A 15280-nucleotide genomic window follows, 5' to 3' on the forward strand; every position below is an offset into this window, starting at 1 on the left:
CCGCCCGGCGCGGTCAGCGGCGAGATCGTGTCGGGGCCGGTCAGCGACGGCACGATTGCCCACTGGCCGGGCACGTTGGCGCACAGGCGCAAGGAGGCGAGCAGGTCGAGCGCGCGTTCCATTTCGCCGAGCGGCGCCGCCGCGCCGGTCAGCGACAGCCAACCGACACGATAGCCGCAGGCACGCTGCACTTTGGAAAGCCCGTCGAACGTGAGGCAAGGCACCTCGCGCGCGAGGCGTGCGAGCGGGATGAATTCGGCACGGTCGTAGACGATTTCGTCGTAGATTTCGTCGGACAGGATGATCAGCCGATGGCGCTCGGCGATGTTCACGATCGCTTCGAGCACGGCACGCGGATACACGGCGCCGGTCGGATTGTTCGGATTGACCACGACGATCGCGCGAGTGCGCGGTGTGATCGCGGCTTCGATTTCGTCCGGGTCTGGCACATGCGCACTCTCGGCCGGACAGGTGTAGTAGACGCAGCGACCGCCGTTGAGCACGGTGGCCGCGCTCCACAGCGGGTAGTCCGGACTCGGCAGCAGCACTTCGTCGCCGTCGTTGAGCAGGGCGCGCAGCGACAAGTCGATCAGTTCGCTGACGCCGTTGCCGATGAAGACGCGGTCGACATGCGCGTCGGGCACGCCGTGTTCGCGTTGCTGGGCGACGATGGCCTCGCGCGCGGGCAGGATGCCTTTCTGATGGCAATAGGTTTCGCTCGACGCCAGATTGGCCTGGATCACCGCGCGCACGTGCTCGGGCACGGTAAATCCGAACACGCCCGGATTGCCGATATTGACCTTGATGATCTCGCGTCCTGCGGCTTCGAGTTCGAGCGCGCGCTGCGCAAGCTCGCCGCGGATTTCGTAGCGGACTTCGCTGATCCGGCTGCTGGTTTGCAGCGGCGCGGTCGTTGGGTTCATCGGCTTGTGCGTGGGCATGGGCGGGCAGTTTGTCGTCGCGATTGTCGAGCGTGACCTTTCATCCTAGCGAAACAGGGCGCGAATTCAAGCATTTCGCTGACTTTGCCCGGGCCGCAGGTAGAATGCCCGCATGGCAGTGGAGTCGGATTCGGAGCGAGGTCTGGGCGCGATCGGCTGGCGCGCGGACACACCGCTGCCGGTCGACATGCCCGCGGATTGGCGTCCCGCGCGCGTGGTCGCCCAGCATCGCAGCGGCTATGTATTGAGCGATGGCGCAGCGCACGCCGGCCGCGACGATTTCAGCGCACAGCCGGCGCCGCGCTTTCTGCGCCGCGGCGCCGATCCGACCTTGCGCCCGGCAGTCGGCGATTTCGTGCTGATCGACGCTGCGACGCCGGCGGTGATCCACACCGTGTTGCCACGGCGCACGACTTTGAGCCGCGCCGCGGCCGGCGAGCGCTATGCGCGCCAGATCATCGCCACTAATATCGACACCGTTTTCGTGCTGATGGGCCTCGACGGCGATTTCAATCCGCGCCGTATCGAGCGCTATCTGCTATTGATCCAGGGCAGCGGTGCGCGGCCGCTGATCGTGCTGACCAAGGCCGACAAAGTGGAAGAAGAAGCATTGTATACTTCACTCGATGCGTTGCATGCGCAGTTGCCGGCGGACATCGATATCCGCGCGGTCAATGCCAAGGACGCGGCCAGCATCGAGCCGCTGCTGCGCTACCTCAAACATGGCGATACCGCGGTGCTGGTCGGCTCCTCGGGTGCGGGCAAATCGACCCTGACCAACACCCTGCTCGGGCGCGAGCGCCAGGCCACCAGTACGGTGCGAGAACACGACAGCCGCGGTCGCCATACGACCACGCATCGCTCGCTGATCGCGCTGCCCAGCGGCGGCTGCCTGATCGATACGCCGGGCATGCGCGAATTGAAACTCACCGGCGAGGAGGATCTCGCCGCGGCGAGTTTCGCCGATATCGAAGCGCTGGCGCTGCAATGTCGCTTCGGCGACTGCACGCATGGCAACGAGCCGGGCTGCGCAGTGCGCGCGGCGCTCGAATCCGGCGCGCTCGACCCGGCGCGCTGGGACAGTTTCCGCAAATTGCGTGGCGAGCTCGCCGCGGCGAGCGACTCGCTCGAAGCACAACTCGAGCGCAAGGCCCAGGCCCGCGTTGCCAACAAGGTGCTGGGCAAGCGCCTGATCGACAAGTACGGACGGCACTAAGTGGTTGCTGGTGTGTGCCTATGCGGACGGCTGCCGGTGCCCCGGACCGGGCAGCGATATCTTTGCGTCTGTCGTTTGCTGCGCGTTCGTGCATGAATCCGATCGACCGGGATTTGCGAGAGCTGGAGCTGGCGCTCAAGCGCAACGAATTTGAGCGCGCCGTCGACCGTGCGCAGGCGATCCTCATCGCCGCGCCCGGACACATCGAGGCCACCCGGCTCTTGGGGGCCGGCCTGCGCGGCTGCGGGCGTCAGACCGAAGCCAGGGACCTGTTGTCCGCGCTGGCCGAGCGTGAACCCGGCAATGCCCTGGTACACAACAGCATGGGTGCGGTGCTGCGTGCGCTCGGGGATATCGACGGCGCGCGTGCGGCGTTTCAGCGCGCCTGCGAGCTGGCGCCGGATCTGCCACAGGCTTGGTACAACTACGCGATCGTGCTGTCGATGCTGGACGAGACCGACGCTGCGTTGAAGGCGATCGATCGCATGATCGTTCTCGCGCCCGGCTACGAACAGGCGCGCGTGGTGCGCAGCGAAATGCTGCGCAAACAGGGTCGCGTTGAGCAGGCCAGCGCCGAGTACCGGGCAGCGCTGGCCAGGCAGCCTTATTCGCCGTGGTCGTGGTTCGGCCTTTCCAATCTCAGGAACGTGCCGATGAGCGAGGCGGACGTCGAGGGCCTCCAGCGCGCTCTGGAGCATCACCGCGAAGCGGGCGACGCCCGCACCGTGCTGTTGTTCGCGCTGGCCAAGGCGCTCGACGACAACGAGCGCTACGCCGAAGCGTTCGCCGCTCTCGGCAAAGCCAATGCATACATGCATCATCAGTTGGATTGGGACGCGGGCGAGTTCAGCGCATGGCTGGATGCGGTGCTCGATGCCTTCTCGCCACCGCCGCGGGGTAGCGGCGTGCGTCAAGGCAGAGAGGTTATTTTCATCGTCAGCCTGCCGCGTTCGGGTTCCACCCTCGTCGAGCAAATATTGGCCTCGCATCCGCAGGTAGCCGGTGGTGGCGAGCGCGACGATCTGAAGAACGTCATCGAGGAGGAAAATCTGCGCCGTGGTATCCCCATGACGGAATGGGCATGCGCGACGACGCCGCAGGAGTGGCAGAGATTGGGGCAGCGCTATCTCGAAATGACGGCGCGCGCTCGCCAAGGGCGTGCGTATCTCGCCGACAAGGCGCTGGCCAACTGGCGCCTTGTCGGCCCGGCGCTGGCCATGCTTCCCGATGCGAAGGTGATCGTCTGCAGGCGCGATCCGGTCGAAACCGCATTTTCATGCTATCGGCAACACTTCAGTCAACACACCCAGGACTACAGTTATGACTTTCACGATCTGGCAGCCTACTGGCGCGATTTCGACCGTGCCTGCAATATTTGGAAAATGCTGCATCCCGGCCAGGTCTACGATCTCGTCTATGAGGACCTTGTCGCTGATCAGGAAGGCAAGACCCGGGATCTGCTCGCATTCTGCGGACTCGACTTCGATCCGGCCTGTCTGCGCTTCTACATGACCCAACGCAAGGTCGAAAACCTCAGTTCCGCGCAGGTGCGCGAGCCACTGCGAAGCGACACCGCGCGCGCGGAAAAATACGGCGCGCTGCTCGATCCGCTGCGCGCCGCGCTCGGCCTGCCGCCGTTGGCGGCGAAGGGTGGAGCGTCGGCCACGGGATAGACCCCAGGGCAATGAGCGCGTCGATCCTCTGCCCGTTGAAAATCGATGCGGATGCGCTAGTGTGTCCGCGTTGAGCAGGAAGGAGATGCGGCGACGTGGGGACTGCACTGGATACCTTGACCGAGCTCGACCGCCGCCTCGTGGCGACGGTCAAGGGCATCAAGTGGCTTGCCGCGGTGAGCTGGCCGGCGTCGATGCAGGTGCAGTTTCTCGATGCGTGGCGGCGCGGCAATCCGCAGTTGCCGCAAGTGGTTTACGAAAAGTCCGATTTTTCGCGCACGCGCGAGGAACTGGAAGACATTTTTCTCGCCGCCGATGCCCAGCACCCGGTCGGCGATTATCTGCGCCGCACTGCGCAGTCGTGGCGCACCGCAACCGAGATGCTCGACGCGGCCGGCACGATGAATATCACCGAGTATTCGGTGCGCCTGTTCGGCCGGCCCGGCGATCGCCTGCCCGGCGGCAGCGTGAGCAATCTCGACGCGGCACGCCATTTCATCGAACTCGCGGACGAACTCGGCCGCGACATCGGCACTGCCGATGAGGCCCAGCGCATTCCCGCCGAGGAGTTGTGCACGGAATTGCAGCAGCGCATCAGCGCGTTTTTCATGCACAACAAGGTGACGGTTGAACTCGACCCGAACCTGATCGCGAAAGCCGCAGCGGGCCCCACGCGCATCCGCTTGCGTGCGGGCACGAGTTTTTCCGAGTACGACCGCCATCAGTTGCTCGAGCACGAAGCCTTCGTGCATTCGCTGAGCGCATTGAACGGACGCGAGCAACCAAACCTTAAATCGCTGGCCTTGAATTCGCCGCGCATCACCGCGACCCAGGAGGGCCTGGCGACGTTTGCCGAACTGATGTCGGGCGCGATCGATATCGGCCGCATGAAGCGCATCAGCTTGCGCATTCTCGCGATCGACAAGGCGCTGAGCGGCGCGGACTTCATCGAGGTGTTCAAGTTTTTCCTCGACGCGGGGCAGAACGAAGCCGACAGCTTCACTTCGGCAATGCGCGTGTTCCGCGGCGCGCCGACCAGCGGTGGTGCGGCGTTCACCAAGGACGCGGTGTATCTGCACGGTCTGTTGTCCGTGCACACGTTTTTCCGTTGGGCGTTGAAGAACCAGAAGCTGAAACTCTGCCGCAGCCTGTTCGCCGGCAAGATGACCCTGCACGACGTGCTCACGCTCGAACCGTATTTCGATTCGGGCTACATCGCCGCGCCGCTGTATATTCCGCCGTGGGTGCAGCGCGCGAACGGGCTTGCGGGCACGCTCGCATTTTCGCTGTTCGCCAACCGCATCCGCCTCGATCGCGTCGAGGCGGAAGACTTGGTGTTGGGCGTGTAATGAAGTACAAAAGCCAAAATTGAACCACGGAGAACACGGAGAACACGGAGGGAAAAGCACTTATATACTTTTTAGCTTTTCCTTTTCGTTGCCTTTCTCCGTGTTCTCCGTGTTCTCCGTGTTCTCCGTGTACTCCGTGTTCTCCGTGGTTCAGTCTCTATCTTTTCTTTCCTTTCTTGGAGCAGGATATGCGCAGAGTGATGCTGGCAGGGTTGTTGGTCGCGGCGGTAAATGCGAGCGCGGCGGAGACGACGCAACAACTCGCGCAGAGCGTGCTGCCGCAGGTCACCGCCTGGCGGCGCGATCTGCACCAGCATCCCGAGTTGAGCAATCGCGAGGTGCGCACCTCGAAGATCGTCGCCGATGAGTTGAAGAAACTCGGTTACGAGGTACACGCGGGCATCGCGCACACCGGTGTCGTCGGCATCCTCAAGGGCGGCAAGCCGGGACCGAAGCTCGCGATCCGCGCCGACATGGATGCGCTGCCGGTGGTCGAGCAGGTCGATCTGCCGTTCGCCTCAAAGGCGAAGGGCGAATATCTCGGCCGCGAAGTCGGCGTCATGCACGCCTGCGGTCACGATGCGCACACGGCGATGCTGCTCGGCCTCGCCGAGATTTTCGCCGGAATGAAAAAAAATCTGCCCGGCTCAATCATGCTGATCTTCCAGCCCGCTGAGGAGGGTGCGCCCCCGGGCGAAGTGGGCGGCGCCTCGCTGATGGTCAAAGACGGCGTGTTCAAGGACTTCAAACCCGACGCGGTGTTCGGCATGCATGTGGTCAGCGCGCTCAATGTCGGCATCGTCGGCGTGCGCCCCGGCGGCGCGATGGCAAGCTCGGATACGTTCCGCATCGTCGTGCACGGCCGGCAGAGCCACGGCGCGACGCCGTGGAAAGGCATCGACCCGATCGTCACCGCGGCCGAGATCGTGATCGATGCGCAGACCATCGTCAGCCGCCAGCTCGATATCAACAAGCAGCCCGCCGTACTCACCTTCGGCACCTTCAACGGCGGCCAGCGCTTCAATATCGTGCCGGATACGGCCGCACTGTCCGGCACGATCCGCACGTTCGACGAAGGCATGCGCAAGCAGATCATCGACAGCCTGCGCAATATCGCGGAGCATGTTGCGGCGGCGAACGGCGCGACCGTCGACGCGCAGATTCCAGCCGGCGACAGCACCAACCCCGTTTTGTATAACGATCCTGCTCTCACCACACGCGTGCGCACGAGCCTGGAAAAAGCGCTGGGCAAGGACAAGGTGATCGAGTCCGAGCGCTGGACCGCGTCGGAGGATTTCCCCTACTTCGGCATCGGCGCGCAGGCGCCCAGCGTATACTTTTTCGTCGGCGCGACGCCGGCCGGACAAGACGCCGCGAACGCACCGACCAACCACTCGCCGAAATTCTTCCTCGACGAAGGCGCGCTCGCGATCGGCACCACGGCGATGCTGCAGGCGAGTCTGGATTATCTGGGCTACGCGCCGTAGCGCAAACGCGCGCCGAGCCCCCAGGAGTCGATCATGCCCAATTTCAAACGGCGTCACTTCATCCTCGGCGGCATCGGCGCGGTCGGTGCGCTCGCGATCGGCTGGGTCGCGTTGCCGGCACGGCAGCGTCTGACCACGGGCAAGCCCTTGCCGGTGCAACAAGGTCAGGTTGCACTCAACGGCTGGGTCAAGGTTTCTGCGGACAACAGCATCACGATCATGATCGCCGCGGCGGAGATGGGGCAGGGCGCGCATACCGGCCTCGCCGCGCTGCTCGCCGACGAGATGGATGCCGACTGGGCGCAGATGAAGCTCGAACAGGCCGGCGATGACGGCATCTACAACAACCAGGCGATGATTCTCGACAACCTGCCGATGTTCACGGAAGAGGACAACGGCATCGCCAAGCGCTCGACCCAGCACGTGATGGGCAGAATACTGCGCGAGATTCCCGGATTCTGGGGCACCGGCGGTTCGTCGAGCATTCGCGATCAATGGTTGCCGTTGCGTCAGGCCGGCGCATCGGCGCGCGCTCTGCTGATCGCGGCGGCGGCACAGATGTGGAAAGTGCCGGCAGGCGAATGCCGCACCGAGGCGAGCCGCGTGCTGCATGCGTCCGGCAAGAGTACAGGTTATGGCGAACTTGCTGCGACGGCGGCGCAACTGCCCTTGCCGGAAAACGTGACGCTGAAGGATCCGGCGCAATTCAAGCTGATCGGCAAGCCGGTCCGGCGCATCGACAACGCGGCCAAGCTCAACGGCACGGCAACGTTCGGCATCGACGTGTTGCCCGAGGGCCTGCTCTACGCAAGCATCGCGATGTGTCCGACGCTCGGCGGCAAGGTCGCGCATTTCGATGCGACCGCCGCGCAAAGCCTGCCCGGCGTGCGCAAGGTCATCGCGCTCGATCCGGTTGCAGGCGGCCTCGCCAGCTTCGGCACCACCTGCGGTGGCGTTGCGGCGATCGCCGATACGCCGTACCACGCGATGCGCGCGCTGGACAAGGTCATGATCGAGTGGGATCACGGCATGGCCGCGACGTTGTCGAGCCAGACGATTTTCGCCGCGCTGACCGATGCGCTCGATCACAATGAGGGCAAGGCGCACTTCGCGCATGGCGACGCGCCCGCAGCAATGAAGTCGGCGGCCAAGACCATCAGCGCGGAATATCGCGTGCCGTTTCTCGCGCACGCGACGATGGAGCCGATGAACTGCGCGGTGCAATTCAAGGACGGCGCGGCGACGGTATGGGTCGGCACGCAGGGGCCGGGCTTCGTGCGCAGTGCGGTGGCGAAGGCGCTTGGCATCGGCAGCGACAAGGTCGAGGTCAAGCTCACCTATCTCGGCGGGGGCTTCGGCCGGCGCACATTCACCGACAATGTCGTGCAGGCAGCCCTGCTCGCGCGTGAAACCAATGGCGCGCCGGTGCAACTGATCTGGTCGCGCGAACAGGATATGGCACACGACTTCTACCGCCCCGCGTTCGTCTCGCGCTGGCAAGCCGGCTTCGATGCGCAAGGCAAGGTCGTCGCGCTGCAGGCGACTTCAGCCGGATCGAGCATGGGCGCGCCAGGGTTTGCCGACGCGGCGACCGAAGGCGCATCGGATACCGCGTATGCGTTCGCCAATGTGCGCGTCGCGCATCAGACCGTCGAATCGGCCGTGCCCACCGGCATCTGGCGCTCGGTCAACCATTCGCAAAATGGCTTCTTCACCGAGAGCTTCGTCGACGAATGCGCGACGGCGACGGGGCAGGATCCGCTGGCGTTCCGTGCCGACTTGCTGCGCAACGACGAACACCATCTACGCGTGCTGCATCGCGTGGCGCAACTCTCGAAGTGGGGGCAGCCGCTCGATCCCATGGCAGACGGTGCGAAATGCGCGCGCGGTATCGCGATCCATCGCTCGTTCGGCAGCATCGTCGCCCACGTCGCCGAAGTTTCGGTGACTGCCGACAAGCAGATTCGCGTGCATCGCGTAACCTGCGTGATCGATTGCGGCATCGCGGTCAATCCGAATCTGATCCGCCAGCAGATGGAAAGCGCGATCGTGTTCGGTCTGTCGGCCGCGCTGCACGGCGAGATCACGATCGACAAGGGTCAGGTGCAGCAGAGCAACTTTCACGACTACGCAGCGCTGCGCATGAGTGAGTGTCCTGTGATTGAGGTGGATATTATTCCCAGCACCGATGCGCCCGGTGGCGTCGGCGAACCGGGCGTACCGCCGATTGCGCCGGCAGTCGCCAACGCGGTGTTTGCGCTGACCGGCCAGCGTCTGCGCAGCCTGCCGCTCAAGCTTGCCTGATCGAGAAGGAACCGCCATGACCACGCTCAAGATCAATGGCAAGACCATCAGTGTGAACGCCGAGCCCGATACGCCGCTGCTGTGGGTGTTGCGCGGCGAGCTGCATCAGGTCGGCACCAAGTTCGGCTGCGGCAAGGCGCTATGCGGCGCCTGCACCGTGCATCTCGACGGTGTCGCCGTGCGCTCGTGCATCACGCCCCTGGCCGCGGTCGGCGAGCGCGAAGTCGTCACAATCGAAGGCGTGCAGGGAGCCGAAATCGACGCGTTGCGCCAGGCATGGACCGAAGTGGATGTCGTGCAATGTGGCTACTGCCAGAGCGGCCAGCTCATGTCGGCCAGCGCCTTGCTGAAAACCACGCCGCAGCCGAGCGACGCCGATATCGATGCGGCGATGAGCGGCAACATCTGCCGCTGCGGCACCTATCCGCGCATCCGCGCCGCAATCCACGCGGCGGCGAACAATCGCACGTCAGCACCTGCGGCGAGTGCTGGAAACACAAAGTAACGCGCGTTGTCCCGTATCCTACTTCTCTCGCCGTTTGCACAGGGTCACTAAGGCACTGGGTGCCCTTTGCTCGCGGTCCAGATCGCATACCAGTCTTGCGCATCGAGCCGCACATCCAGCGCGGCGACCGCATCGCGCAGGCCTTCGACGCGACCGGTGCCGGTGATCGGGTGGGGTCGTGAGGGATGGCGCAACACCCAGGCGATGGCGAGCACGGCGATGCTTATGTCGTAGCGCGCGGCAATCGCGGTCATTGCGCTACGCACGCGGACGGCCTGCTCGGTTTTGCCAGTGAACAGCTGGCCACCGCCGAGTGGCGACCAGATCATTGGGCGCAACCCAAGCTGCTGGGCCTGATCGAGCGTGCCATCGTCCAGCGCGTTCATTTGCAACGCGGATAGCTCGACTTGATTGGTGAGCAACCGATAGTGCCCATGCAACAGCGCGAACTGGCTGGCGCTGTGGTTGGATACGCCCCAGTGGCTAACCTTGCCTTCCAGCGTGAGCGTGGCGAAGGTGTCGGCCAGGGCCGCAGCATCCATCAGGTAATCCGGCCGATGGATCAAGACCAGATCCAGATGTTCGGCGTGCAGGTTGCGCAACGATTGCTCCACCTGTGTGCGTACATAAGCGGCCGAGGTGTCGTAGTAGTTGACGCGATATTGGCGTTGCGCAGAACGCAGGCGGACGCCGCACTTGGTCACCAGTTGCATGCGTTCGCGCAGCGTCGGCTCGGCTTTCAGTGCCTCGCCGAACAAGGCCTCCGCGTGGTAGTCGCCATAGATGTCCGCGTGATCGAACGATGTGATACCAAGCTCAAGCGCCTGCTCGATCCAGCGTACACGCTCCTGTACGCCGAGATTCCAGTCCGCGATACGCCACAGGCCGGCGACGATGGGAGAAAGTTCGAAATCCTGCATGGTGGCAGCGGCGGCGTTACGAAGTCTTGATGGAGAGGTTAGCAGCTTCGGGGGTGATGTCCGCTGCGGGTCGAGACTTGCCGTTCTCCGAACGTCTCGGATCGGCCATGAACCGACTTTCAACAACTAACAATTATCCTGATGATGGTGTTGCGAGAGGCGCATAGGAACCCGCGGCGCATCGTTCGTTTTATCTTGGCGTGTATGCTGCGAGACGAACGGACCATGGATTTTGTAGCCTGACATACCGAACGGCCAGTCGGGTAGCCGCTCTCGACTCGCATAGCATTGGTTTCTGTGGCCATGTCCGCAGGGCCTTGGGGAACCCACCATGGAAGCAACAAAGAAGGCGCTTTTTTTGCCTCATCATGCGCTGGATCGCTACGCCTTTCCTTTGTTGGTGGCGCTAATCTGGGGCGTCATCCTGATGGGTTTTGTCCCGGAGATCATTGGGAAGGCGCAAAAAAACGAATTGCATTATCCACTGCTGACCCACCTGCACGCGGCAGTGTTCGTCGGCTGGTTGCTGCTGCTGACCACTCAGGTTGCGCTAATTCGCGGGCGCAACATTCGGCTTCATCGCAAGCTTGGCATCTGGGGCGCGTTTCATGCGCTCGCCGTGGTGATATTCGGTCTTCTGGTCTCGGTTGCCGTCCAACGCCGCGACATAGGCACCCCGCACGGCAACCCGGCAGAGTTCAGTTTCGCGCTCGCCGACGTAATCAACTTTGCATGGCTCGCGGGCGCTGGCCTGCTTCTGCGCAAGACCCCGGCTGCCCACAAACGATTGATGCTCTTGGCGACGATTTGTATCACCGACCCGGGCTTCAGCCGCTGGTGCGGAGACAGTGTCCTGGACTATTTCGGCAAAGGTTTCTTCGGAGAATGGGGCTTCGACTATCTGGGCGGCGCGATCCTGATTGCCGGGCTCGGCGGGTATGACCTGATCACACGACATCGCCTGCATCCGGCCTATGCAATCGGAGCAAGCTGGGCGCTCGGCCTGCAGCTATTGGCGACCTATCTCTATTTGTCGCCTTGGTGGAAGCCGATCGCCATTGAACTCATCGGACAGTAGCGCGCGACTTCAGTGGCGGCTGCTTTGTACTATATTGCCTGGCCGCCCATCGATAGGTCTGCGCGGCCCAGGCGGTCGCCACATGAAGAGAGATTCACGAGTGATCCGGCGGCTTGCCGTATACGCACCGGCAGTTTTTCTCGGCCTGATACTCCTGCTTTTTGCTGTCGGTTTTCTCATCAACTCCCTTGACGAGAGGCCTACTTCGGAGACTCTGGCACTTCTAGCCACTCCTTCGAATCCGTATAGGCCAGACCAGAACATCTATCTGGCATTGCAGGGCTTTGATGCGCCCCCTGACCAGTCGGTTCTTGCTGCCGGACAGGCCACGGTTGCTCTTTACGACCAACAATTCGATGCGATGCTCAGGAGCCCACCGGCGGCGCCTGCGGACCCTGCGAAAGGCGATCCGCAACGCCTCGAATTCAAGGGCCAAATCGATTTCTGCCGCCCCTTGGTATCGACTTGCTGGGACAATATCCAAAGTCAAAAAACGCAGCTCGAAACGCTACTTGTCGACAACCGTGAACTCTATCAGCGCTACTTGGGGTTGCATCGGCTGCAGGGATACTTCGAAACCGCGCGTCCGAGCTACAACGCACCGCTTCAATTTGTGCCGGGCGCGCTGCGCTCCCTTTTTCTGGCTGATCTTGCATTGCGGTTGCAGATGGGCAACGCCGGTCAGCGCCATGATGCACTCGCGGATCTTCAGAGCGATGTGCAACTCTGGAAACGGGTGCTGTCAGGTGAGGGTCGGTTTGAGTCCAAGATGGTTGCAGTCGCCTCGTTGCAGGCCGACTACCTCGTTCTGGCCGACATGATTGCCGATCCAGACGCCGAGTTTGCCGTTGCCTGGCAGGATGCGCACGACATGGTTCCATTTTTTGAATGGGACGATTGGAGAATCGGCAACGCGTTCGCCGCGCAATCGCGCGCAATTTCATCAGACTGGATTCGGACCGGACTCATGTACTCAGGGGAATGGGAGTCGACGCAACCTTGGTGGCGGCGTCTCGGCCACGCGCTTGAGAGCCACTACTTCAAGTTCAATGCGACGCAGAATCTCGTTGCGCAGCAGATGGACCGTTTGATCGCCGTCGCCCAAGCCGACCCGTCACAATTCCATGCAGCACGCGAAATCTATGAAGCCTGGCTCCGAGACAATCTGAACCGATTCACCGTCGGAACGAATTACGACCCTGCGGTTTACGTCGACGTGGCGCGCGACGTCTTCAGACGCTGGATGGGGCACAACCTATTGTCCGTGCCGCTGACATACAACCCTGTTGGCAAGGTGCTGGCCGCCAACTCGGTCGCTGTCGGCTTCGATGCTTATTCGCTGCGTGCCTACGATGGCGCTGCACTGCAGCGGCTGGCAAAACTGGGTTACGAAATTCGACGGCAACAGATCGACGCCTCCACAATTCCCGAATTTCTGCGACAACATCCGCAATGGGCGACGCATCCCGCCGATGGGCGGCCATTTCTGTGGAATGCCAGCACCCGCGAGATTTCGATTCAGACAGTTGCAAAACAGCCGGCTGGAAGGCGCTTCAGCATTCGCCTTTGGCAGCGATCATCGTCCAGCAGCTGAATTTTGATCGGCTTAGCCGGCCGCGAAGCGCACGGTGAACGCCGCGCCGCCAAGGTTTTCCGAGCGCGTCACGCTCAAGTCGCCGCGATAGGCCTTGAGCAGGTCCTGCACGATGGCCAGGCCGATGCCGTGGCCCTGCACGCGCTCGTCGCCGCGCACGCCGCGTTGCAGCAGGTGCGCGATGCGGTCCTCGGGAATACCGGGGCCGTCGTCCTCGACCACGAGCTCCAGTCCGTTGCGCCGCGTGCCGGCACCGGGGAGCACGCGCGCGCTGAGCTCGACGTGGTGCACGGCCCATTTGAACGCGTTTTCCAGCAGGTTGCCGAGCAGTTCGAGCAGATCGCCCTGATCGCCGTAGAATTGTGCGTCCGCATCGATCTCGAATTCGCAGAGTATATTTTTACTGGAATATACTTTTTCCAGGCTGGCGACGACTTCCTCCGCATACGGCTCGACGCGAATCGGCGCGGCGAACGTCGTATGACCACTGGTCGCCGCACGCGACAGCTGGTAGGCGACGATCTGGTCCATGCGTCCGATCTGTTCGAGCACGGTCCAGCGGAAATCCTTGCCGTCGGCGCCCGATTCGAGCTGGCTGCGCACCACGGCGAGCGGCGTCTTCAGGCTGTGCGCGAGATCGGACAGGGTGTTGCGGTAGCGCTTGAGGCTGTCGCGCTCGCTGCCGATGAAATCGTTGATGCTGCCGGCGAAACGCTTGAGTTCGAGCGGGTAATCGGCCGACAACTGTTCCTGCTCGCCGCGCTCGACGCGGCCGAGTTCGGTCACGATGCGGCGCAGCGGTTGCAGACTCCAGCGCAGCAGGCCGAGCAGGAGCAGGAGCAGGGCGATGCCGAGGCCGCCGAAATAGATCAGCAGGCTGCGCCGGAACACGTCGCGTTGCGCCTGCAGGTTGGCCGCGGTCTCCGCCACATGCAGGGTCAGATCGACCGAGCCGCGATTGGCGGCATCCCAGACGGTCACACCAATACTGTATTTGTATATTTTGCCGCCAGCGCCGTCGAGCGGCCCGTCGAATTCGCTGACGCCCGGCTTCAGCTTCTCGTCGAACGGCAGATTCACGACCAGCGCCGAGGGCGAGCGCCAGCTGTCGAAGCGCGCGCCGTCGACTTCGACCGGACCGACCACGCCGGCATACAGGCCGCTGCCGGGACTTTCCAAGCGCGGCTCGGGTTCGACTTCCGGCGGGATCCAGCGTCGCGAGCGCGACACGTCCGAGGTGGCGAGAAAACCGTAGGCGTAGCCCTGCAGGCGATCGTGCAGCGTGCTTAGCAGGGTCTGGTAGATTGCCTGGTCGAGCGCGAATCCGGTCAGGCCCAGAAACGCGGCCAGCACGATGCCGGCCGCCAGCAGGGAGCGCGCTTGCAGGGATAGCGGACGGCGCGCCATGCGGCTTTGTGTACTTGTTTACTTCGCGGGCGCCTCGCTGGCGGCCCCGGCGGTGGCAGGCTCGCCATGCGTATCGCTGCGCGGAATCGCAAAGCGGTAACCGCGGCCGCGCACGGTTTCGATCGGCTTCAAGGTATTGTCCGGATCGAGCTTGCGCCGCAGGCGGCCGATGAACACCTCGAGCACGTTGGAGTCGCGGTCGAAATCCTGCTGGTAGATGTGCTCGGTCAGGTCGGCCTTGGAGACGAGCTCGCCCGCGTGCAGCATCAGGTATTCGAGCACCTTGTATTCGTAGCTGGTCAAGTCGGCCGGCTGGCCGGCGACGTGCACGGTCTGCGCGGTGGTGTCGAGCACGATCGGGCCGCATTCGAGCATCGGCTTCGTCCAGCCGCTGGCACGACGCACCAGCGCGTTGAGACGCGCGAGCAGTTCCTCGACGTGGAAGGGCTTCACCAGATAATCGTCGGCGCCCTGCTTCAGACCCTGCACCTTGTCCTGCCAGCTGGTGCGCGCGGTGAGGATCAGGATCGGATATTTCTGGCCCGCGTCGCGCAGGTCCTTGACCAGATCCATGCCGGACTTTTTCGGCAGGCCCAGGTCGATGATGGCGACGTCGAACGGCACTTCACGGCCGAGGAACAGGCCTTCATCGCCATCGGACGCGCAATCCACCGCGAAGCCGTCGCGTTTCAGGCGTGCGGCTAGGGTTTCGCGCAGGGGAGCTTCGTCTTCAACCAGCAATACGCGCATTGTGCCTCCTGAATGCTGCAATTTAAAAAAGTGGAAAAGTTGCGTTCTCGCTTTTT

The 15280-nt window shown here is 63.2% G+C and carries 12 protein-coding genes; 8 read left to right on the forward strand and 4 right to left on the reverse strand.

What is annotated here, in order from left to right:
* On the reverse strand, nucleotides 1-923 hold a 923-nt coding region (locus VIE67_RS14410), incomplete at its 3' end, for an aminotransferase class I/II-fold pyridoxal phosphate-dependent enzyme (protein WP_332027145.1).
* A 130-nt stretch (nucleotides 924-1053) separates the two neighbouring features.
* On the opposite strand from VIE67_RS14410, the gene rsgA reads away from it, so the two are divergent.
* The 6 genes from rsgA (at nucleotide 1054) to VIE67_RS14440 (ending at nucleotide 9475) form a co-directional block, all read left to right on the forward strand.
* Nucleotides 1054-2157 (forward strand): ribosome small subunit-dependent GTPase A, encoded by a 1104-nt coding sequence (gene rsgA, locus VIE67_RS14415; protein ID WP_332027146.1) that lies wholly within the window; start codon nucleotides 1054-1056, stop codon nucleotides 2155-2157.
* A 92-nt stretch (nucleotides 2158-2249) separates the two neighbouring features.
* A complete protein-coding gene (locus VIE67_RS14420; RefSeq protein WP_332027147.1) occupies nucleotides 2250-3830 on the forward strand; it encodes a tetratricopeptide repeat-containing sulfotransferase family protein in 1581 nt (526 codons plus the stop codon).
* A gap of 95 nt (nucleotides 3831-3925) precedes the next feature.
* On the forward strand, nucleotides 3926-5179 hold the full coding sequence (locus VIE67_RS14425; RefSeq protein ID WP_332027148.1) for a peptidase MATCAP family protein: 1254 nt from the start codon (nucleotides 3926-3928) through the stop codon (nucleotides 5177-5179).
* A 188-nt stretch (nucleotides 5180-5367) separates the two neighbouring features.
* Complete coding sequence (locus VIE67_RS14430; protein ID WP_332027149.1) at nucleotides 5368-6666, forward strand: amidohydrolase; 1299 nt, start codon at nucleotides 5368-5370, stop codon at nucleotides 6664-6666.
* Nucleotides 6667-6699: 33 nt separating this feature from the next.
* The gene (locus VIE67_RS14435; RefSeq protein ID WP_332027150.1) at nucleotides 6700-8970 is read left to right on the forward strand and encodes a xanthine dehydrogenase family protein molybdopterin-binding subunit; all 2271 of its coding nucleotides are present in this window, start codon (nucleotides 6700-6702) and stop codon (nucleotides 8968-8970) included.
* A gap of 16 nt (nucleotides 8971-8986) precedes the next feature.
* Nucleotides 8987-9475 carry a (2Fe-2S)-binding protein gene (locus VIE67_RS14440; RefSeq protein WP_332027151.1) on the forward strand — a complete coding sequence of 163 codons (489 nt, stop codon included), beginning with the start codon at nucleotides 8987-8989 and terminating at the stop codon, nucleotides 9473-9475.
* A gap of 47 nt (nucleotides 9476-9522) precedes the next feature.
* On the opposite strand, the gene VIE67_RS14445 is transcribed toward VIE67_RS14440, so the two are convergent.
* On the reverse strand, nucleotides 9523-10395 hold the full coding sequence (locus VIE67_RS14445) for an aldo/keto reductase (RefSeq protein WP_332027152.1): 873 nt from the start codon (nucleotides 10393-10395) through the stop codon (nucleotides 9523-9525).
* 331 nt (nucleotides 10396-10726) lie between these two features.
* On the opposite strand from VIE67_RS14445, the gene VIE67_RS14450 reads away from it, so the two are divergent.
* Complete coding sequence (locus tag VIE67_RS14450; protein WP_332027153.1) at nucleotides 10727-11473, forward strand: hypothetical protein; 747 nt, start codon at nucleotides 10727-10729, stop codon at nucleotides 11471-11473.
* 82 nt (nucleotides 11474-11555) lie between these two features.
* The gene (locus VIE67_RS14455) at nucleotides 11556-13067 is read left to right on the forward strand and encodes a hypothetical protein (protein WP_332027154.1); all 1512 of its coding nucleotides are present in this window, start codon (nucleotides 11556-11558) and stop codon (nucleotides 13065-13067) included.
* A gap of 12 nt (nucleotides 13068-13079) precedes the next feature.
* Here VIE67_RS14455 and VIE67_RS14460 read toward each other — a convergent pair whose 3' ends face one another.
* Both VIE67_RS14460 and VIE67_RS14465 read right to left on the reverse strand, forming a co-directional pair.
* Nucleotides 13080-14474, reverse strand: a complete 1395-nt coding sequence (locus VIE67_RS14460; RefSeq protein ID WP_332027155.1) for an ATP-binding protein — start codon at nucleotides 14472-14474, stop codon at nucleotides 13080-13082.
* Nucleotides 14475-14492: 18 nt separating this feature from the next.
* Nucleotides 14493-15224, reverse strand: a complete 732-nt coding sequence (locus tag VIE67_RS14465) for a response regulator transcription factor (protein ID WP_332027156.1) — start codon at nucleotides 15222-15224, stop codon at nucleotides 14493-14495.
* Nucleotides 15225-15280 lie beyond the last annotated feature (56 nt).

It is taken from the genome of Rudaea sp., from assembly GCF_036560865.1.
Taxonomy (GTDB): Bacteria; Pseudomonadota; Gammaproteobacteria; order Xanthomonadales; family Rhodanobacteraceae; genus Rudaea.